At 73.8% G+C, this 20,703-nt stretch carries 14 protein-coding genes; 4 read left to right on the forward strand and 10 right to left on the reverse strand.

The features are described 5' to 3' along the window. Nucleotides 1-87 precede the first annotated feature (87 nt). Nucleotides 88-1,371 (reverse strand): hypothetical protein, encoded by a 1,284-nt coding sequence (locus WMF46_RS11360; RefSeq protein ID WP_437985626.1) that lies wholly within the window; start codon nucleotides 1,369-1,371, stop codon nucleotides 88-90. A gap of 364 nt (nucleotides 1,372-1,735) precedes the next feature. Between WMF46_RS11360 and WMF46_RS11365 the strand changes: the two genes are divergently transcribed. Next, on the forward strand, nucleotides 1,736-3,079 hold the full coding sequence (locus tag WMF46_RS11365) for an MFS transporter (RefSeq protein WP_437985627.1): 1,344 nt from the start codon (nucleotides 1,736-1,738) through the stop codon (nucleotides 3,077-3,079). Between the two features lie 26 nt (nucleotides 3,080-3,105). Here the strand turns inward: WMF46_RS11365 and WMF46_RS11370 are convergent, their stop codons facing one another. Beyond that, nucleotides 3,106-5,706: a hypothetical protein gene (locus WMF46_RS11370; protein WP_437985628.1), complete on the reverse strand. Its 2,601-nt coding sequence runs from the start codon at nucleotides 5,704-5,706 to the stop codon at nucleotides 3,106-3,108. A gap of 25 nt (nucleotides 5,707-5,731) precedes the next feature. On the opposite strand from WMF46_RS11370, the gene WMF46_RS11375 reads away from it, so the two are divergent. Beyond that, nucleotides 5,732-6,505 carry a CPBP family glutamic-type intramembrane protease gene (locus WMF46_RS11375; RefSeq protein WP_437985629.1) on the forward strand — a complete coding sequence of 258 codons (774 nt, stop codon included), beginning with the start codon at nucleotides 5,732-5,734 and terminating at the stop codon, nucleotides 6,503-6,505. A 5-nt stretch (nucleotides 6,506-6,510) separates the two neighbouring features. On the opposite strand, the gene WMF46_RS11380 is transcribed toward WMF46_RS11375, so the two are convergent. The 5 genes from WMF46_RS11380 to WMF46_RS11400 form a co-directional block, all read right to left on the reverse strand. After that, complete coding sequence (locus WMF46_RS11380) at nucleotides 6,511-7,929, reverse strand: phospholipase D-like domain-containing protein (protein WP_437985630.1); 1,419 nt, start codon at nucleotides 7,927-7,929, stop codon at nucleotides 6,511-6,513. Beyond that, entirely contained in the window at nucleotides 7,926-8,891 is a 966-nt protein-coding gene (locus WMF46_RS11385; protein WP_437985631.1) for a diiron oxygenase, read from the reverse strand. The genes WMF46_RS11380 and WMF46_RS11385 overlap by 4 nt, the downstream gene beginning before the upstream one ends. Beyond that, nucleotides 8,888-10,894: an asparagine synthase (glutamine-hydrolyzing) gene (asnB, locus tag WMF46_RS11390; RefSeq protein WP_437985632.1), complete on the reverse strand. Its 2,007-nt coding sequence runs from the start codon at nucleotides 10,892-10,894 to the stop codon at nucleotides 8,888-8,890. Before asnB ends, WMF46_RS11385 begins: the two co-directional genes overlap by 4 nt. 9 nt (nucleotides 10,895-10,903) lie before the next feature. Further along, a complete protein-coding gene (locus WMF46_RS11395; RefSeq protein ID WP_437985633.1) occupies nucleotides 10,904-13,147 on the reverse strand; it encodes an iron-containing redox enzyme family protein in 2,244 nt (747 codons plus the stop codon). Between the two features lie 125 nt (nucleotides 13,148-13,272). After that, nucleotides 13,273-13,902 carry a LysE family transporter gene (locus WMF46_RS11400; RefSeq protein WP_437985634.1) on the reverse strand — a complete coding sequence of 210 codons (630 nt, stop codon included), beginning with the start codon at nucleotides 13,900-13,902 and terminating at the stop codon, nucleotides 13,273-13,275. A 326-nt stretch (nucleotides 13,903-14,228) separates the two neighbouring features. On the opposite strand from WMF46_RS11400, the gene WMF46_RS11405 reads away from it, so the two are divergent. Further along, complete coding sequence (locus tag WMF46_RS11405; protein WP_437985635.1) at nucleotides 14,229-14,711, forward strand: hypothetical protein; 483 nt, start codon at nucleotides 14,229-14,231, stop codon at nucleotides 14,709-14,711. Between the two features lie 17 nt (nucleotides 14,712-14,728). Continuing rightward, a complete protein-coding gene (locus WMF46_RS11410; protein WP_437985636.1) occupies nucleotides 14,729-15,268 on the forward strand; it encodes a GNAT family N-acetyltransferase in 540 nt (179 codons plus the stop codon). 66 nt (nucleotides 15,269-15,334) lie between these two features. Here WMF46_RS11410 and WMF46_RS11415 read toward each other — a convergent pair whose 3' ends face one another. From WMF46_RS11415 to WMF46_RS11425, 3 genes are all read right to left on the reverse strand, one after another. Then, nucleotides 15,335-16,372, reverse strand: coding sequence for a hypothetical protein (locus WMF46_RS11415; protein ID WP_437985637.1), 1,038 nt, complete (start codon nucleotides 16,370-16,372; stop codon nucleotides 15,335-15,337). Beyond that, on the reverse strand, nucleotides 16,369-17,580 hold the full coding sequence (locus tag WMF46_RS11420; protein WP_437985638.1) for a hypothetical protein: 1,212 nt from the start codon (nucleotides 17,578-17,580) through the stop codon (nucleotides 16,369-16,371). The genes WMF46_RS11415 and WMF46_RS11420 overlap by 4 nt, the downstream gene beginning before the upstream one ends. Before the next feature lie 530 nt (nucleotides 17,581-18,110). Beyond that, nucleotides 18,111-20,681, reverse strand: coding sequence for a hypothetical protein (locus WMF46_RS11425; RefSeq protein ID WP_437985639.1), 2,571 nt, complete (start codon nucleotides 20,679-20,681; stop codon nucleotides 18,111-18,113). Nucleotides 20,682-20,703: the final 22 nt, after the last annotated feature.

Raw genomic sequence — 20,703 nt, forward strand, 5'->3', positions numbered from 1 at the left:
GTGTTCGCGGGGACACCCCGCGGGAGTTCTGTGGTCGTGCGGAGGGAGGCGCGACCCCTCGCGCCGGCCGGCGTCACGCTGCCGGCGTCACCCTGGCGGCGGCTTCCCGTGGGTGAGGGCGGCGCCCGCGTCGGCGGCGGCGAGGATGCGCTCCTCGGCCTGGGAGGCGAGCTTCTCGACCGCCGCGGCGGCGTCGACGGGGGGCAGCGAGCGGAGGAACTGGATGAACTCGAGCTCGAGGCCGGGCTTCACGCCGCTCAGGACGAGCACGATGGGGATGGCCGGCTTCTCGACCTCGGCGAGCTCCGTGGTGCGGGCGCGCCAGCGGCTCGCGCCGAGGGCGAGGCGGAAGGCCCACTGCGCGCCGAGGCCGATGAGGAGGCCCGCCATGACGCCCGCGACGAACAGGTCGGCGTCCCTCGGGGCGAGGAGGGCCGCGGAGAACCCGCCGATGGCGGCGCCGATCACGAGGCCGGGCTCGCCGCTGTTGTGCGTCGCGGCGGTCTTCAGGATCTCCGCGGCCTGCATGCCCGGGCGCCCGCTGCGGACCGCGTCGCGCAGCGGGAGCAGCGTCGCGAGGCGGCGCATCGAGGCGGCCCGCACGCCCAGGTAGCTGATGAAGAGCGCGCAGACCGTCAGCCCGACGCCGACGCTCACGGCCACGCGCCGCGAGAAGACGCCCTGAGGCAGCGGCTCGCGGACCATCGCGGTGAGCGCGCGCTCCCGGTCGCGCTCCGCGTTCGCCTTGAACGCCGCCTCGGCGTCCTTCGTGGCCTGCGCGACCTTGTCGGCCGGGATGTCGGCGACGAGCGAGAGCAGCTGCTTCGCCGCCTCGAACTGCTCGGCCTCCGCGGCGCCCGGCGGCGTGATCGCGGCCGCCTTGGCGATGGCCTCCCAGGCGGGGATGGCGTTCACCCGAGCCCCGAGGAGCGCCTCGGTCGCCTCGCGGCAGCCCGACAGGGTCTTGATCTGCTTGTAGAGCGGCTGGGCGGAGGCCCACGCGCCCTGCTTGTCCGGCTCCTTGGGCTTCGGCGGCGGCGGCGCGTTGCGGGGCGCGCGCCCCTTCGTGCTCGTCGCCGGCGGCGGCGGCGGCGCGGGAGGCGCCTCGCCCGGGTCGGGCATGCGCGCCGATTTCGCGGCCGCCTTGAACAGGTCGATCTCAACGATCAGCTTCTCGCCGGCGAGGGCGCACGCCCGCGCGGGCGCGACGCGGGCCTCGGACTCCTCGGCCTGGCGCCGCGCGCCCGGGTCGGGGACGAGCCTGCCCTCCACGGTGACGAGCCGGAGGACCGCCACGGCGATGCACAGCACGAGGATGGCCGAGGCGATGAAGGTGGCGCGGACCTCCTCGCGCCGGGTGTACTCGTTCACGCTGGCTCCCTCGGAAAGACCGGAGATGAGCAAGGCGCCGGCCGCGTCGGCGCGAGGTCGGCGCGCGCGAGCGCGGCCGCACGGCCGGAGCGGCACGAAGCGCCACGATCGGCGTCGCCGCCGTGACGGCAGGGGGACACCGAGGGAGCGTGAGCCCGTCGCATGCAGTTCACCGTTTAAACCAGATGCCGGACCGATACCACAGCGTCGCTCGCGATGGCGTCCGCTGCGTCCTCGCCGCCTCACGGCCTCACGGCGCCGCGGCCTCACGGCGTCGTGTTTGCTTCCACGGTCGGGCGCGGCGGTCGGGCGTCCTGGAACTTGCTCCGTCCCGGGACGCATCGTGTAAGGGTGCGGAGAAGGCGTGGAGGCTGCCGTTACATCCCACAAGCCCGTTGAGCCCGCGGCCGCGGCGCGCGCCGCGCTGCCCGAGCCGGGAGCGGAGGCGCCGAGGCGTGACGCCTCCTCGGAGGCGCCCGGTGAGGCGGCGTCGTCCGGCGTGGCGGCGGCGCCCGGCGCGGTGGCGGGAGGGGCGCGCCGGGGCCTGTGGATCTCGTCGACCTACTTTGCCGAGGGCCTGCCCTACGCGATCGCGCACAAGGTGGCGGGGGAGTTCTTCACGGCGGCGGGGGCGAGCCTGGAGATCATCGGGCTGACGTCGCTCTACGGGCTCCCGTGGAACCTCAAGTTCCTCTGGAGCCCGCTGGTCGACCTCCACGGCAGCCCGCGGCGCTGGCTCGTGGCGGTCGAGATCGCGCTTGTCGCGATCGTCCTCGGGCTCGCTGCGGCGGCGGACAGCGGCGCGATATGGCTCGTGGCGGCGCTGTTCGGGGCGGTCGCGGTCGCCGCGGCGACGCACGACATCGCGGTCGACGGCTTCTACCTGCAGGCGCTCGACAAGGACGCGCAGGCGGCGTTCTCCGGGCTGCGGGTCGGCGCGTACCGGCTCGCGCTGCTCGCGGGCGCGCTGCTTGTCGCGTTCGCGGGCTGGGCGTCCTTTGGCGCGGCGTTCGCGGTCGCGGCAGGCGGGCTCGCGCTGCTCGCGATCGCGCACGCCGCGGGGCTGCCGCGCCCGGCCGCGACGCCCGGGGCCGGCGCCGCGCCCGGAGCGACCGGGCTGCGGCGCTACATCGAGCCGTTCCGTGTGTACCTGCGGCAGCCGCAGATCGCGTCGAGCCTGGCGTTCATCCTCTGCTACCGGGCAGGGGACGCGCTCATGTTCGCGATGTCGTCGCCGCTGCTGAAGAGCCTCGGCCTCGACACGGCGGCGCGAGGCAACGTGGGCGGGGTCGGGACGGTCGCCTCGATCGCCGGCTCGATCCTCGGCGGGGTGATCATCAAGCGGTGGGGGCTCGCGCGGACCATCTTCCCGATCGCGCTCGTGCAGAGCCTGGCGATCCTGCTGTACGTGGCGCTCGCGTGGGCGCGGCCGGCGCTCCCGTGGGTCGTCGCGCTCGTCACGCTCGAGCAGCTCGCCGCCGGCGTCGGGACGGCGGTGCTCGCGGTGTTCCTGATGCGGCGCTGCGTGGACGGGTACAAGTCGTCGCACTTCGCGATCGGGTCGGCGCTCATGTCCGTCTCGGCGACGTTCGCCGGCAGCGCGAGCGGCTACCTGGCCGCCAGCGCGGGGTTCACGGCGTTCTTCGCGATCGCGTTCGCGGCGTCGATCCCGGGGGTCGTCCTGTCGCGCCTGGTGCCGCGCGAGTAGAGCGGCGGGGGGCGGAGGGGACCGCGCTATCCGGCGCGCGCCCGCGAGCTCCACCGGAGCGCGTGGGAGAGGACGTCGGCGACGGCGGCGAGCGCATCGTCGCCGCCGATGCGCCCGATGAGCGGCGCGAGCTGCTCCACGCCGCCCCAGCGGCTCAGGGTGGAGACGAGTTCGGCCCGATCGATCTCCTCGCCGAGGCTCATGGCGAACAGCCTCGCTGCGTCCGGGACCGACATCCAGGGCGCGCAGCTCACCACGCTCGCCAGACCGTCGGTGTCCTGGTCATCGTGATAGGCAGCGACGGCGCGCGCCGCGACGTCGGGGCGCGACGGCTCGGGGGCGGCGTGACACAGGGCCACGAGCGCCGTGATACGCGTGTACTCCGAGCCGCCTCCGCCGCGCTCCGCGACGTCCACCGCTGCGTCGAGCCCGAGCACCCGGATCGCCTCGGCCGCGTGATCGCGCACGAGCCCCGCGGCAACCCAGGCCGGATCGATCGCGGCCACCGCCTCGCGCGCTGCTTGTACGAGGGAGCGGCCGCCCTCGGTCGCCGCGGCGCGCAGCAAAGGGTGAGCGGCGAAGATTCCACCCCCGCAGCGCTCCCTGATGACGTCGAGCGCGCACCCGGGCGCGCCGAGCTCGGCGAAGCGCACGGCCACGGCGCCGGCGGTCGGGAGGGCCTCGTCCAGCAATCTGCGGAGCTCGGCCACCCCGAGAAAGGGGAGCAGCGCCGCGGTGCATGCGTCGATGTCATGCAACTCGGCGCCCTCGTCGTGGTCGACGAGGAACGCATCGAACGACGCGGAGACGGCGCGGGCGCGCTCCTCGCTGGCCAGCTGTGACAGGAGCGGCGCCAGCGCGTTCGCGCGCGACGTCGGTGGAAGGGACATCGCGGCGCGAAAGAGGGCGAGCGCCTGGTCCGGGCCGAGCCGTTCTGCCGTGGCGAGCTGCGCGAGCGCGCCCCCCGGCCTCGCGCTCGAGAGCGCGCGCTCGATGGCTTGCTGGACGAGCGTTTCCGCCTCGGGCAGCGGCAAGAAGCTCGCGGCGGTGAGCCACCCGGCCAGGTAGAGGTCGGGCCCGTTCTCCGTGCGCCATATCGCCGACGCCGCCCACCGCGCGAAGGTCGCTGCCTCGTCCCTGGATGCAGCGCGCGCCGCGGCGAACAATGCCAGCGCATCTTCCCAGCCATCGCCGCGCCATGCCGCGCCGGTCCGCCTCACGAGGTCGAGCGCGCCCCCGGTGATGCCCTCGCGGAGCGATGGAGAGGCGCGCTCCGCGAGCGCGAGGAGCGCGACGGCGAGCGCGCGTTCCGTATCGTTCCACGCACCTTGGTCGGGCTGGTCCGTCTGTGGAGGCCATGCGTGGTGCAAGGTCGTGAGCGCGCCCTGCGCGATCGCGAGCCTCACGACGCTGGATATCGCTTCGGACGGGATATCGATCGCGTCCGACACGTCGAGCCGCGCCGCCAGGGTGCACCGCGCGCGGGCCAGCTCCGCTCGGCGCGCAGCGAGATCGTCGCGCGAGCACGGCCACGCCCAGCGCGGGTCGCAGAGCGGGAGCAGGTCGGCGTCCGGCGCGCCCGCGGCGACGAGGTGATCGCCGGCGTAGCGACGGAGGTAGGTGACGGGGCCCCGCTCGGCCGTATCGGCGCTCGTCCATGCACGAACGAGCTCTCGACCCGCCTCGGCAAACCGTCGTTCCGCGAGCGCGACGTGCTCCTGGTTCGCTTGCGCCCAGGCGGCGCGCAGCGCCTCGTGACGGAAGCGGATCCGGTGACCCTCTTCGCACCCCTCGAGCACGGCATGGACGGCGTCGCGGTGCGCGTCGAGCCACTCCGTCACCTCGGCGGCCCGCGCGCCGAGGAGCGGCGCCAGCTCGGCGGCGTCGAGCGGCGCGAAGGCGCACGCGAGGATCGCCATGAGCATGTCTGACCGCGCTGCGCCGCCATCGCGAAGGCAGGTCGCGAGCGCTTCCACGTGGGCGCGTGGACCTGGACCGTCGACCGCGGCCCAGGCGAGCCTCTCGCGCAGCTGCGGGTCGATCTCCTCGAGGCGGGGCCCGTCGACCGGGATGTACTCCACGCTCTCGGGGCCGAAGCCGAGCCGCTCTGCCCACTGCTCGGCGACGCTGCGGCTGCCGGAGACCGCCACCAGCACGCGCGCGGCGGGCCCTGGCTCGTCCAGGACCGAGCGGCCAGGATCGTCCGGCCAGTCCACGCACGCATCGGGCGCGATGAGGCCGATCAGGAGCTGTGGCTGGCCGTCCTCGCCGTCCCAGTTGATGATCCGGTTCACGAGGCTCGTGCGGACGCCGAAGTGATGCGGGTCATACGGCGTGCCCTGGGGCCACGGGCCCGCCGAGAGCTGTGCGAGCGCCTCTTCCTCGAAGGCTGCGCCATGGACGCGCCCAGCGTGGACGACGAGCTTCAGCGTCCCAGGGCTCGCGATCGAGCCGAAGAAGCGCTCGACGACCGTGCTCTTTCCCGCGCCGGGCGGCCCATGGACGATGCACGCCGCCGGGCGGCCTGCTTCGTGCCAGGATCGCAGCGCTTCGAACGCTTTGGACTGACCCTTTCCAAAGAACCGCCCCACCATCGCGCGCTCCTGAGTCTGGGAAAGAGGCATCATCGCGGTCCAGATGCAAGAGTCCTCGATGGCCCTCTCCGAGCCGAAGGCGCGCGCCGAACGCGCGCTGAGCCTGGTCTCCCTCGGCCTCCTGGCGCTCCAGGCCGCGCTCGACGCGCCCGCGTTCCCGCGCGCGACGCTCGCCGTCGCCGTGGCCGCGGCCCTGGTGGCGCTGCTCGCGGCCCGCGTGGCGCAGGGGCCGGCGCGCGCCGTCGCGGCGCTCGTGGCGTGCATCGTGGTGGCGATGCGCCTCGGCGTCGTATGGCAGCTCGCCATGATCCTGGCGCTCGCGGCCTACGGCGGCCTCGCGCGGCTCGCGCCCGCGCTGCGTCCGCCCGAGGGGTGGCGCGCGGCCGGCGGGCTCCCGAAGCGCTGGACGGCGCTCGTCGGCGGCGTCACGCCGGTCGCGCTCGTCGCGTGGCTCGCGCTCGCCCGGCCCGACCTCCGCGACATCACCGGCTCGGAGCTGCTCCAGGTGTCGACGCCGTTGCTCATCGCGGGAGGCGCGGTCTTTGCCGTGCTGAACGCCACGCTGGAGGAGGTGATCTGGCGGGGCGTGCTCCAGCCCAGCCTCGCGGCGGCGTGGGGCGCGCGCGTCGCGGTGGTCCTGCAGGCTGCCTCGTTCGGCGCGCAGCACGCGCACGGGTTCCCGCGGGGGCTGCTGGGCGTCTTCCTGGCGGGCAGCTGGGCCGTGATGCTGGGCGTCTTGCGGCAGCACTCCCGCGGGCTCCTTGCGCCCGTGCTCGCGCACATCGTCGCGGACGCGACGATCGCCGCCCTGGTGATCGGCATGCTCCGCTGAGCGCGTCAGGGCCGGAGGCCGAGCAGCTCGAACGCGCCCAGCAGCGCCGAGCGCGCCCACGACCCCCGGCCGCTCGACGCGCGCCGCGAGGCGGGCAGATCCCAGAGCCGCTCGAAGTGCGCCGCGAACGCGGCGACGAAGGCCGGATCGCGGGTCTCGAGGTCGGTCTCGAGCCACGCGCGCGAGAACGAGTTGGGCGTGAAGTTGGCCTGGCCGCCCACGAGCATCGGCCGAGCGCCGAGCCGCGCCGCCGTCTTGAGGTGCATCATCGCCCCGCCGCGCGAGTCGTGGACGCGCAGCGCGAAGCGGTCGGGCCACCGCGCTTCGGCCTCGATCGCGCGGGTGATCCCGTGGTGATTGACCAGGTTGCGGATGAGCCACCCGGCCGCGGGGGGCAGCGGGAGCGCGTCGATGGAGTCGATCAGCACACGCACCCGGGCGCCGCGCGCCGCCGCGCGATCGAGCGCCTCGAGCATCGGCAGGTCCGAGAGGTACGTGGTCGCGACGAGGAGCTCGTCGCCCGCCTCCGCGCCGTCGAACAGGTCCGTGAGGCGCTCGCGGATCGCCTCGTGCTCGACGAGCGCGCACGTCTCGTCGCCCGCGGCGGTGAGCGCGCCGGGCGGGGGGAGGGGGACGCGCAGGCCGCCGGCGTACCCCGGCACCGGCGCGAGCGTGGGCGTCAGGGAGGCGCCCTCGGTCCCGAGATCGTCGGGCCTGGCCGCGGCGCGCGCGGCGTCTGCGACGAGCGCGTGGAGCGCGGCGCGGCCCTCGTCGCCGATCGCCTGCGGGAGGGTGAGCGCCTCGCCGATCGCCGCCATCGCGACGCGCCAGAGCCGGCGGGCCACGGCGCCCGTCAGCCAGAACAGGTTCTCGTGCCAGTCGAACGCCGCGTCGATGAAGTTGTGCGACGTGATCGCGCCGGCGCGCCCGCCGTCGATCACCAGGTTCTTCCGGTGGTCCTCGACGTTGTGCAGCACCTGCCAGCGGTTCTGGTGCTCGACCCAGTCCTCGATCGACACGCGCGCGTGGTCGAGGTGGAAATTCATCCGGGGCAGGAGCCGGCGGCGCCCCTCGAACCGCGCGCCGAACAGGCAGGCGTTCAGCACGAGGACGCCCGCGTCCGCGAGGCGCCTCCGCACCGGCGCGCCGCGGCGGCGCGTCAGGGCGGGGTTCGCGGGCGTGTTGCTGTCCAGGATCACGACGATGGTCACGTCGGGCCGCGCGCGCTTCTTGGCGATGAGCCAGTCGGCGACCGTGTCGGCGTAGGGGAACGCGCCCGGGCGCGGCAGCAGCGTGGTCTGGTCGCCGTTGGCCGCGAAGAGGTACATCTGCAGGACGACGCTCCGCTCGGCGGCCTCGATGAGGTCGCGGCACGCGGAGAGGATGCCGTGGCTGTCGCCGATGTACGCGAGCCCGGAGCTCACGCGGGATCCGTGCGCAGCGCGCGCCGCAGCGCCCAGCAGAGGGGCCGCGCTCCCGCGAGCCCGCGGCCCTCCAGCTTGCGCGTGAAGCTCTCGGTGCCCCAGCGATCGGACTGCGTCGGGGCGCGCGCGCCGAGCCGCCGCCGCTGCGCGGCGTCGAGGCCCAGCTCGCTGCCGGCCGAGGCCACGAGGCGGCGCCACGCGTCGCCGACCACGCCGTCGACGTACACAAGGAAGGGCAGCGCGAGGGCCGTCTGGATCGCGGCGAGCCAGCGCGGACAGCGCTCGTTCAGGTGCAGGAGCACGCGCTCGTCGATGGCGACGTGCGGCGCCTCCTCGCGCGCGTGCAGGGCCATGATCTCGGCGACGAGCGCCGCGCTCTGATCGGGCCGGGCCTCGATCGCCCGCGGCACGAAGAGCGTGATCTCCTCGAAATACCACGCGAGCAGGAAGAACGTGCCCGCCGGGGCGAGGCGCAGCGCCGCGTCGTCGCCCCGGCCCCAGCGCAGGAAGCGCGGCGGGGCCGCGTCGGTCGGGTAGAGATCCGGCCGGAGCCTGTGCAGGAGCCGGCCGAACATCTCCGCGTGCGTGCGCTCCTCGGCGACGAAGCGGGCGACGACGGGCGCGGACAGGTACGGCGCGCGGTGGGCCGACCGCTCGAGGTACCGGATCACGTAGCCCTCGAAGTGGATGAACAGCTCGCACGTGAAACACGCGAACAGCCGGTTGATCGCGACGCGCTGGCGCTCGGTGAGCCCGAGGCCCGCGACGTCCATGTAGTGCGCCTCGGGGATCACCAGCGCCTCGGGCGGGATCGGCCGCGTCCAGTCGATGCGGTCCCAGCGCCGGCGCACCGCCGCGTGGAGCCGCTCCTCCCTCGCGGCGGCCTCTCCGTCGTGGGGCGGCGTCCGAGGGCTGCCTTCGTGGCCGGAGAGCGCGGGATCGGCGGAGATCTGGAGGCTCACGATGGGACCGTCCTCTCGATCGATGCGACCGCGCGTTCGTCTGCGGCCGCGGGCGCTGGGCCGGCCGTGGGCGCTGGCGGCGACCACGTAGGCAGCTCGCACAGCCCGCCGCCGAGGAAGAGGTGGTGCCACAGCTGCGTGGTGACCACGGCGGTGTAGCTCCCGTCGGCGACGATCCGCCGCGGGGCGAGCGCAGGCAGGATCCGCTGGAAGCGCTGCTCGCGCGCGACCTTCGCGGGCGAGAAGTAGCCCGTCTTGCGCAGCGACTCGGGGCTCACGAGCTGCGCGATCCAGCGGGGCTGGGGCCCGAGCGCGCAGAGCGCGTGGGCCTTGAACATGCCCTTGGGCGGGTCGGCGACGTCGCGCGGGAGCACCCGCCGCGCCACCTCGCGGAGGAGCCACTTCTCCCGCAGCCCGCGGAGCTTGTACGCCGGCGAGAGGCCGCTGGAGAGGTCGACGAAGGCCTCGTCGAGGAACGGGTAGCGGTGCTCCACGCCCGAGTGCATCGCCGCGCGGTCGCCCTTGCCCACCAGGAGGTGTCCGGCCAGCATCAGCTTGTACTCCACGTAGAGCGACCGATTCAGCGGATCCCAGCGGCGCATCCGCGCTGGCGCGATGTCGAGCTCGGAGAACGGGTCGTGGCCCGCGACGCGCTCGGCCATCGTATCCGAATAGAACAGCCAGCGCGCGCGGGAGAGCGGCTCGTACAGGTCGAGGAGGCTCGGGCGAACGTCGCCGAAGTGGGCCTGGAACGTGGGCGCGGGTGTGCCGGGCGCCGCGAGCTCGGCCAGCGTGTCGCGGATCGCGCGCGGCAGGGCTGGGTGGACGCGGGCGAGGCGCTCCATGGCGCGGTGGGTCTTGTGCCAGACGTAGCCGCCCATCGCCTCGTCCGCGCCCTCGCCCGTGAGCACGACCTTGAACCCCCGGCGCGCGGCGCGCTCGGCCAGGAGGAGCACGCACCCGTCGGCCGTGTCCATCACGGGGCCCTCGGCGGCCTCCACCACGCGCGGGAGGGCCTCGAGGATGTCCATCGGCGAGGGCACCAGGGTCTCGAGCCGCGCGCCCAGGCGCGCCGCGCTGCGGGTCGCGCGGCGGCGCTCGTCGGGCCCGGCGCCGTCGAAGCCGACGGTGAACGACGCGATGGGCGCGTCGCCGCGGGCCTCTCGGGCGAGGCCGAGCACCAGCGTCGAGTCGAGCCCGCCGCTCAGGTACGTCGCGACCGGGCCGTCGGAGACGAGGCGGCGCTGCACGGCGTCGCGCAGGCAGGCGCGCGTCTCCTCGATCAGCGCGTCGAGCGAGGCGACGCGCCGCTCCTCGCCCTGGGCAGGGAAATCCAGGTCCCAGTAGCGCCGCTGCTCCACCGCGCCGCCCTGCGCGCGGAGGTAGTGCCCGGGCCAGATCGAGCGCACGCCGCGGAAGCACGTCCGCTGCGTGCCCGCGGCGAACAGCGAGAAGACGTGGTCGATGCCCGCCGGATCGGCCTCGGGGCGCACGAGCCCGCTCGCCAGGATCGCCTTGATCTCCGAGGCCCAGATGAGCCAGCCGTCCGCCACCGCGTAGTGGAGCGGGCAGATCCCGATCCGGTCGCGGCCGAGCAGCAGCGTGCGCGCCTCGCGATCCCAGAGCGCCACGGCGAACTGCCCGCGCGCGCGGGAGAAGGCGCCCTCGCCCGCGTCGAGGTAGAGCCCGGGCCACAGCTCGGTGTCGCACCGCGTGCGCAGCGTGTGCCCGCGCGCAGCGAGCTCGCGGCGCAGCTCGGCGTGGTTGAACAGCTCGCCGTTGTAGGAGACCCACACGCGGCCGCCCGCGTCGGTCATCGGCTGGCGGCCGCCCGCGACGTCGACGATGGCGAGGCGCCGCGTGGCCATGGCGATCCCTGGCGCTGAAAAGGAGGCGCCGTCGTCCGGGCCGCGGTGCCGCACGCTCGCCGCCATGCGGTCGAGGCGCGCCGGATCGAACGTGCGTCGCCCGGCGAGGTCCAGCGCTCCGACGATGCCGCACATGATCGAGCGTTACCTCCCCGTGTCCCCGAGCAGATGCCGCCGGAGCCAGCGCCAGCCGAGGCGGGGGCCGAGGCGCACCGCGACGGCGCGCACGAGCGGCCGGCTCGCGCGCGCGTACGCGGCGTATCCGCGCCAGATCCGCAGCGTTGCGCGCTCGATCGCGAGCGCGTCGCCGGGCGCCGCGCAGGCGTCCATGAGCCGTGTGATGGCCTCGATCGACCACGCGGTGTGGCCCGACGCGGCGTTGTCGATCGTGTTGTGCAGGTCGAAGAAGTACGGGTCGATCCGGTGGCGCCGCAGGAGCGCGGCGGCCATCGCGTACCCGCGGCCGATGCCGGCCATCTCGATCGCCAGGTTGAGGCCGAGCAGCTCGGGCAAGAGCTCGGTGGACCCTTGCGCGAACGCGAGCCAGAGCACGGGCATCGAGAACGCCTGCGGGAGGAAGTCGGGCCGCTCCACGAACGCGCGCGCGTCGCACGGCGGCAGCGTCACGCCCTGCTCCGCGAGCGCCCTGCGCAGCACGTTGCCGTGGTGCTGGGCGGGCGCGCCCGCACCGAGCTCGTCGCGGTAGATCCGGAGCAGGAGCGACGCGACCGGCGTGTGGAACGCGCCGGGGGCCGTCATGCCCTGGAGCCAGGCGCCGTCGATCACGGCCGCCGGCGCGAGCTGGGTGAGCAGCCAGACGGCCTCGTCGCGGGTGATCTCGCGTGCGACGCCCGCGTCGTCCGTGGGCTGCGTGCGGTCGCGCGCGGGGTGTGCGGCCGCATGCGGTCCCACCGTGGACCGCGCGTGGGCGTGGCCTTCCTCGAAGATCTGCTCGCGTAGCCGCGCGTCGACCCAGCGCGAGAGCCCCGCGGCGGACCAGGGCCAGCGCCCATCCGCGGCGAGCCGGGCGGGGGACACCTCGCTGTGCACCTCGCGGAGCATCGCTTCGGCGTGTGCGCGTGCTAGCTCGCCCGCGTCGCGGTCCACGTCCCCGGGCCCGCGGGCGCAGAGCAGCCGGTGGTACAGATCCGGCAAGGGGAGCCCTGCGCGCGCCTGCGCGCGAGGGGTGGATCCTCCTCGGCGATTCACGTCGATCGAGGGGTCCTCGTGATCGACGCGCGGCGAGCCGGCGCGCTCGTCCGCGCCGCGCGTCACGCGGAGGGCGGCCGGAGGTTCCGGCGCCTCGATCAGCGCGCGGATCCAGGCGCGCATCACGTCGACCTCGGCGTCGGTGAACACGCCGAACATCGGCCCGCCGAACTGAACGGAGCGCGTGACGAGCGGGCTCTCGTCGGGCCTCCCCGGCACGATCCAGGGCGAGCGCGCGAGGCGCAGGAGGATGCGGCGCGCATCGACCCGCGCCGGATCGAGCGCGTCGTCCAGCGCCTGTCCGTCGATCCGGACGCGGCCGTGAAATCCGAACGCGTGGCGCGCCTTCGCCTCGACGAGGGCCAGCATCGCCTCCCACGCGGACGGCGGGGCGGCGGGCCGGAGCGAGGCGAGCCACGCGCGCCGCGCGGCCCAGAGCGACCACGCGCCGCGCCACACGCGCGACCAGTCCGGCGCCCCGCCCGCGGCGTGCGCCTCGAGGCACCGTCGCGCGAGATCGCGGGCCCGGCGGGCTGTCTCCGCGCCCTCCGCGTGCTCGGCGAAATACAGGCCGTCGCAGCGCGCGCGCGACGCGGCCCGGCGCACCGCGGCGGGCGGGCCCAGCACCGTGGCCGCCGCGTGGTGGCCCAGCGCCTCGGGCAGCCTCGCGGCCCCGATCTGCGCGACGCGGAGCCCCGGGATCGCGAGCGCGAAGTCCGCGTCGGCGAGGCCGGCGGAGCGCTCGAACGCGGGGCTCCCGAGATCGGGCAGCGCGAGCCCCGCGGCGGCCAGCGCGGCGCCGTACAGGGCGCCGTGGTGCCGCGCGGGGTCGCCCTCGCCGCACTCGAGATAGAACGCGTCGAGGCAGGCCGCGCCGAGCGCCCCGTCCGCGTGGCGCACGCGCACCACCGCGGCGAGCCAGCACCCGTCGAGCAGCGCGGTCGGCGCGTAGCCGAGCAGGGCCCGCGCCGGGTCGGTGCTCTCGTCGCCGGGCGCGGCGCCTCGCTCGTCCTCATCGCGGAGCGCGGTCAGGGCCGCAAAGAACGCCTCGATGCCGTCGGGGGCCGCGGCTTCCGGCGCGGGCTCGTCCGCGAGATCCTCCGGGGCCGGCTCGCCGGCCCGCAGCCTGCGATAGATCGCGCGCGGCGACGCACCCGAGGCGCGCGACCGAGGGCTCACCGCGCGGTCCGATACCGGGGTATGAAGGGCGTTCATACGACCGGACGACGCAGGCTGCCGGCGCCTACCCGCATCTGAACGACGTTATGCGGGCGCGCGACCGGCGTCCACACAGGGCACGGATCTCACGCGAGCCGCTGCAGGAGCCCCGCGAGCCCCAGCGCCACCAGCGCCCAGCCGAGGCCGCGCACCAGGCGCCCGTGCCATGCGCCGAGCCGCTCGCGGTAGCGCGCCAGCAAGCGCCCGAGCGTCGCGAACCAGCTCACCACGCCCGCGGCTGCGCCCACCGCGAGCGCGGCCGCGTGGGCCGGCGCGACCGCAGGCGCGAGGGCAGGGTACGCGCGGAGCACGGCGCACGAGGCGATCCACGACGCCAGAAACGACGGGTTGAACGCGACGAGGAGGAACCCGGTCAGGAGGGCCGAGAGCGCCGATGTCGCGCGCCCGGAGGAGGGCGCCTCCGAGGCGCGTCGCGGCGCGAGCGCCAGGGCGAGGCCCATCGCCACGACGAGCGCCGCTCCGCCCGTCCGGAGGGCGCGATCGATCGCGGGGTGCGCCTCGAGGACCCACCCGAGCCCGCGCGCCGCGGCGAGCGCCCAGAGGCCCTCCGCGAAGGCTCCTCCGATGGCGAGCAGAAGGACGCGCCGGGGCTGCCCCGCGAGCGCGGCGGCCACGAGCAGGACGGCCAGCGGCCCCGCCGCCGGGATCGAGCCGAAATAGCCGAGCAGGAACCCCACGACCAGCGCGAGCGCCATGGTTCATCATTATCAGCGTGCACCTCATCAGCGTGCACTTCGTGCTTTCACTTGAGCGCGGATCCATGCCCCTTGAGACGATTTTCCCTCCGCTGGCGAAGCCAGGAGGGGTATGGCCGGCGGCGCTGGGTCGAGGTTCATTCACACAACAAGGAGACCAGTTGAATGTCGGTAATTGCAGCGCGGCGACCGAATACTGGTACGTGAATACGGCGGCTCTCGCGGCGCGTCGCGGGCCCGGGGATGGCGGCGGCCTGCGAGGGGGCGAAGGCGGGCGGCCCGGCCCGTTGACCGCGGGGAGCGCAAGCGGCGAGACTGCCCCCGCCATGAGCGAGAGGCCGGCCCCCAATCCTTTCCAGCCCCCGCAGGCGAGCCTCAGCCTTGGGCCGGCGCGGGCGCACGGATCCGCCGGCAAGGCGCTGCTCTTCGGCTTGCTCGCAGACCTCGGGCTCACGATGGTGCTCGGGATTGCGTTCTTGTTCGCCTATGCGGTGTTCCTTGCCTCCATGGGCGCGACCGACGACGGTCTCGCGAAGGCACTCACGTCGCCCTCGGAGGGCTTCACGATCACCCTCACGGTGATCGGCACCTTCGGTTCCGCGATCGGTGGCTACACCTGCGCCCGCACCGCGCGGCACATGGAGTACCGGCTGGCGTGGGTGCTCATCGCGCTCTCGCTCGTGCTGGGATGGGTGCTCGTGGGAGACGGGACTTCCGTGACGCTGGCGCTCGTCACGACGGTCCTCACGATCGGTGGCACCCTGTTCGGCGCCTGGGCCGGCGCACAGCAGAATCGGCGGCGGGGGTAGACTCTATGCCCCGCGTGATGCCCGAGCTCGAGACGGAGCGCCTGCGGATCCGCCCCTTCACCCGCGGGGATCTGGATGCCTGCCATCGAATCCTGGATGGCGGCGACGAGCAGGGAATGAGCCTGGAGCAGCGCCAAGAGTGGCTCGAGTGGTGCGTGCTGAGCACCAAGTTCCTGGCCGAGCTGTACCAGCCGCCGTATGGAGAGCGAGCCGTGACGCTCAGGGACGGCTCGCTGGTGGGCGTGGTCGGCGTAGTGCCCTTCGTCGACTCGCTGCGCGGCGGTCCGGGCGGCGTCGCCAGCGCGGATGTCGCGCTGTACTGGTTCATCGCGGCCGAGCTGCGCGGCCGGGGCCTGGCCGCCGAGGCCGCCCGAGCGGTAGTGCGCCACCTGTTCGACGAGGAGCGCCTCGACCACGTCATCGCCACCACCGAGCCCGACAACCTCGCGTCGCAGGCCGTGATGCGCAAGCTCGGCATGACCGTCGAGTGGGCGCCGAACCCCCACGCGCCCGAGCCGCGCGTGATCGGGACGCTGACACGCGACGCCTTCCGCTGAGCTCCGATCGCGCGCGCTTCACGAGGCAGCACACTCTCTTCTGGCAGTTTCAACCCGGTCGTCGCCTTAACGTAGCGCCAGCGTGAACGCGAGCCCGAGGCTCACGCGCAGATCATGGACCGCCTGCACATCGAGGGCGGGCGGCAGCAGCCGGTACTCGCCCTCGAACACCGCGGCGATGGGTTGATCGTCGATCGCGGCCAGGATCCTCTCGACGTGCGCGGCCGAGCGCACGAGGACTCGCCAGCGCTCTTCGCTCGTCCAGTGCGGGACGACGTCGCCTCGACCATCGAAGACCGTCAGCCCGTCGCCGCTCTGGAGCCGCAGCCGCAGCGAGCCCGCGGTCATGGGTGCGATCCGGTGGACGACCCTGGGCTCACCGAGCGTGCGGCGCGCGGGCGCGGCCTGGGGAGCGGGGGACTCCGCGTAAGCGTCGATGTCGTAACGGACCCCGAGCCCGATCTCGAAGCTGCGGCCCGCCTCGCCCGTGCGCCACGGATCGAGCATCGCCGTGGCGCGCGCCACGCCGAGCCGGATCAGCGGCGCCGAGGATCCGTCGCCCTGGCGCCGCGGGATCGAGGGGATGCTCACCCGGCCCACCTCGGCTTCCACGCCGATGTCGAAGGGGAAGGGGACCGCGATCGGCGGCGACATCGGCAAGACCACCCGCGGCGCTTCGTCGTGCCGCAAGAACGACGCGCCGTACAGGGCCGCGTCGAGCGCGGGCACGCCGTCGAGCGCCTGCCCCGCCGGAGACACCCGGCCGGCGAGGACGCGGTGATCCGCCTGCCAGACCACGCGGCCAGGCCCGGAGCCCGTCACGCTGCGCGCGCGGTAGGACAGGCCCGCGTCGATCTCGGGCTCGATCGCGATCGCCCCGCCCGCGCCCCGGTGCAGCGCGGACGCGACGCCGAGCCACACCCGGCTCGCCGGGTCGAAGCGCACGCGGAAGCGCCGGCCCTCCTCGGAAACAGCGGTATCGCCGCCGCCCGCGCGCTCGCTCTCCTCGCTCTCCTCGCGCGCCGGCTCGGCGCGGCCGGCGCGCGGGGAGAGCGCCGCGGCCGCCGCCAGGACGAGCAGCGCGGCGAGGCGCCGAGCCGTCACGGGTCCTCGAAGACGGGCATCGGCTCGAACACCCGTGGGGGAGCCCAGAACGACACCCGTAGGCCCGCGGCGGCCTTGACCTCCACGTCGCGAATGTCGCTGTCGAGGTCGTTGCGGCTCACCCCCATCGCGGCGAGCCGCAGCGAGATGGGCTGATCGTTGATCGCGAGGAGGATGCCCTCGTAAGCGATGGTGGCCTCGAGTCGGTTCATCACCTCTCCCCTCCCGCTCCCGGCCGCGATGCTCGGGCGCCGGTAGGTGAACGCGGTCGAGAGCGCGTGGAGGCCGCCCTCGCCGAGGCTGAAGCGCGATTTGAGGGCGCCCGTCGGGCCGACGTACAAAGCGCCTGTATCCAGGCCGTCGTCGATCTCCGATCGGCGCTCCCAGTACTCCCCCAGATCGGCGCCCGCCTCGAGCCGGATGTGGCTGTACATGTCGTTCGACTGCCACGGACTCCACGCGAGGTGGACCTCGCCGAACTCCACGTCGAGCGTGTCGCGGCGCGCGGGAGGGCGGTCGTTCACCGACACCACCCGGAAGCCCCAGCCCATCCGCGGCGAGATCGCGTGAAGCCGCGGCTTGCCGACGAAGGTGCTGAGCCAGTGGGCCGGCCGCCGGTGCAGGTGCTGGTAATCGTAGCTGAGGAGCACCCCGGAGAGCTCGAGATCGTCGAACGTGGCCGACCCCTCGAGGATGCGCAGGTCATGGCGGGCGCGGGAGCGCGTCGAGAGCACGCTCACGTGGATGCCGGCCTCGGCCCTCCCGCGGCCCAGGGGGAAGCTCGCGGGCACGGGGAGCCCGTTCTCGCCATGGAACGTGGGCAGCCAGGACGCGCCCAGGTAAAGCCGGTTCAGCAGATCGAACTTGACCTGAAATGCCTTGCCCTCGGCCGAGCGCGCGTAGCCCGGCGGCGACTCGGGGATCGCGGCGACGAGGCGGGCGCCGCGCGCGGTCAGGGCCCGGTAGGCCGAGGCGTCTTCGATGACGTTGCACGGCTGCACCTTGTCGAGCGCGCCGCCGTCGTGGGCCAGGTGATCGGGCGCGACGAGGCAGCGCTCGCCGTCCGGGCCTGGCTCGCATTGAACGCGCACCGCGCCGCCGTCTGGCGACCGGATGCAGCGAACGGGCTTGTCCCAGGAGAGCTGCGGCGGCTCGCCGGGGCGAGCAGGCGCGGACCAGAGCATCGCCGCCGACAGGGGGGCGAGCAACGCGTGAATCCGAGGCGGACGTCGTCTCAAAGCACCCTCACGAGGCAAAGGAGCTCCACGGCGGCAAAGCCGCCCGCGCTGTACGCGAGCGATTCATCAGGCGCTTCGCGGGCGCCGGAGGCGATAAAGCACGCGTCGTGCCCTGCGAGACGGTGTCGGGGCGCGCGCCGCGCATCCGAGAATTCCGAGAATTCAGAATGCACCGACTTCTTCGCGGGGGCGAGGTGCGAAGCGGTCAGCGCGGCGACCCCTGCTTGGGGGGCAATACATTACCCAGGCGCGCAGGGTTCTTCACGGCAGGCTGCGGGCGCTTCGCCATCGACGGTCGCGGCTCGCGTCGTTCGGGTCGAGCCACCGGCGTCGAGGGACCGGCGACGTGGTAATTGCCGCGCAGGTTCGAGTGGAACCTCTGATTCTCCGGGGTGTATCCGCAGTGGAACACCCAGTTGTAGACGAGGTTGTTACTCCACTTCGTCGGCGGATCGCCCACCTCGGACCCGAAGCGAGGGGTGCGGGTCCGAGTCGACGTTCTAGCCGGCCTCCGCCCGCGAGATCCACCGGAGCGCCTCGGGCAGGACGTCGGCGACGGCGGCGAGCGCGTCGTCCCCGCCGATGCGCGCGATGAGGGGCGCGAGCTGTTCGACGCCGCCCCAGCGGCTCAGGGTCGCGACGAGCGTGACCTGATCGGCTGCGTCCCCGAGGCTCACGGAGAACAGCTTCGCTGCGTCCGCCAGTGACATCCAGGGTGCGCAGCGCACCACGCTCTCCAGCCCGTCGGTGCCCGGGTCGTCGTGGTAGGCAGCGACGGCGCGCGCGGCGAGCGCGGGGCGCGACGGCTCGGGACCAGCGCGGCAGAGCGCCGCGAGCGCCATGATACGCGCGGCCTCCGAGCCGCCTCCGCCACCTCGTTCGGCGATCTCCACCGCGGCCTCGAGCCCGAGCACCCGGATCGCCTCGGCTGGGTGATCGCACACGAGCCCCGCGGCGACCCATGCAGGATCGAGCGCAGCCACCGCCTTGCGTGCGGCTTGCACGAGGGAGCGGCCGCCCTCGGTCGCCGCGGCGCGGAGCAGCGGCCGAGCGCCGTCGATGCCGCCGCCACAGAGCTGTCGGATGACGTCGATCGTGCGCCCAGTGGCGTCGAGCTCGGCGAAGCGCACGGCCACGGCGCTGGGGAGAGGGGAGGCCTCCTCCACTAGCCTGGAGAGCTCGGCGAGCCCGAGGAACGGAAGCAGCGCCGCGGTGCACGCGTCGGTGTCGTGCCTCTCGGCGTCCTCGTCGTAGTCGACGAAGAAGGCATCGAACGACATCGAGACCGCGCGGACACGCTCGTCGTCGGGAAGTACTCGCAAGAGCGGCGCTAGCGCGTTCGCGCGCGACGTCGGTGGAAGAGGCAGCGCCGCGCGAAAGAGGGCGAGCGCCTGGTCCTGGCCGAGCAACTCCGCCGCGGCGAGGCACGCGAGCGCGTGCCCCGGCTTCGCGCTCGACAGCGCGCGCTCGATGGCTTGCTGGACGAGGGCTTCAGCCTCGGATGGCGGCAGGATGTTGGCGGCGGTGAGCCACGCATCCAAGTAGATGTCGGGCCCTTTCTCTGCGCGCCACGTGGCGGAGACCGCCCACCGCGCCCACATCGCTGCCTCATCGCCCGATGCCGCGCGCGCCGCTGCGAGCAATGCCGACGCATCTTCCCATCCATCGCCGCACCAGGACGAGCCGCGTTGCCGCACCACGCCCAGCGCGCGCCCTGTGATGCGCTCGCGGATCGGTGGAGAAGCGTGCGCCGCCAGCCCGAAGAGCGCGACGGCGAGCGCTCGCTGCGTGTCGTTCCACGTCTCGTTGTCGGGCTGGTCCGCTCCAGGGGGCCACGCGTGATGCAGGGTTGCGAGCGCGCCTTGCGCGATCGCGAGCCTCACGATGCTGGTCACCGCTTCGGGCGGGAGCGTCAGCGCGTCCGACGCGTGAAGCTGCGCTGCCATCGAGCGTCGCACGCGCACAAGCTCCGTACGGCGCGCCGCGAGATCTTCTCGTGAGCGCGGCCAGGCCCACCGCGGATCGCAGAGCGGGAGGAGATCGGCGTCCCGCGCGCTAAATCCGACGAGGTGGTCGCCGGCGTAACGGCGGAGATAGGTGACCGCGCCGAGCTCGGGTGAGCGGATGTCCTCCCAGGCGCCGACGAACGCTCGGGCAGCTTCTGCGAACCGCCGAGCGGCGAGCGCGGCTTGCTCCGGTCTCGCTGCCACCCACGCGGCGCGCAACACTTCGTGATGAAAGCGGAGCCGGTGATCCTCCGTGCGCCGTTGGAGCACCGAGCCGATGATGTCGCCATGCGCGTCGAGCCATCTGGCTACCTCGTCTGCCTGTGTGTCGAGGAGCGACGCAAGTTCGGCGATGTCGAGCGGTGCGAACGCGCACGCGACCAGGGATACGAGCATCGCCAGCCGCTCGGCGCCGCGGTCGCCGAGCGACGTCGCCGCCGTGTCTACATAGGCGCTTGGACCTGGCCCATCGATCGCCGCCCAGGCGAGTTGGTCGCGGAGAGGCGGGTCGATCTCGTCCATGCGGAACCCGTCGACCAAGACATACGCCACGCTCTCGGGGTGGAAACCGCACCGTTCTGCCCACCGCTCAGCGACGTCTCGCGCGCCAGAGACCGCCACCACGACACGGGCGGCTGGCCCCAATTCGCCAAGCACCGAGCAGCGGGCGTCATCCGGCCAGTCCACGCAAGCGTCGGGGGAGATGAGACCTATCAGGAGCTGCGGCTGGCCGTCGTCGCCATCCCAGTTCACGATCCGATTTCTGAGGCTCGATCGCACGCCGAAGTGAAATTCGTCAAACCCTGTTCCTTCGGGCCAGGGGCCGGCCGAGAGCCGCGCGAGCGCCTCTTCCTCGAAGGCGGCGCCAAACACGCGTCCGGCGTGCACGAGGAGCTTCAACGTCCCAGGAACCGTGATCGAGCCAAAGAAGCGCTCAACAATCGTGCTCTTTCCCGTGCCGGGTGGGCCGTGGACGACGCACGCCGCCGGACGCCCTGCCTCGTGCCAGGAACGGAGGGCGCTCAGCGCTCCGGACTGGCCTTCTCCCAAGAACCGTCCCACCATCGGGCTCTCCTCAGCATGAGAA

The organism is Sorangium sp. So ce117, from assembly GCF_051524395.1.
GTDB classification, from domain to species: Bacteria; Myxococcota_A; Polyangia; order Polyangiales; family Polyangiaceae; genus Sorangium; species Sorangium cellulosum_B.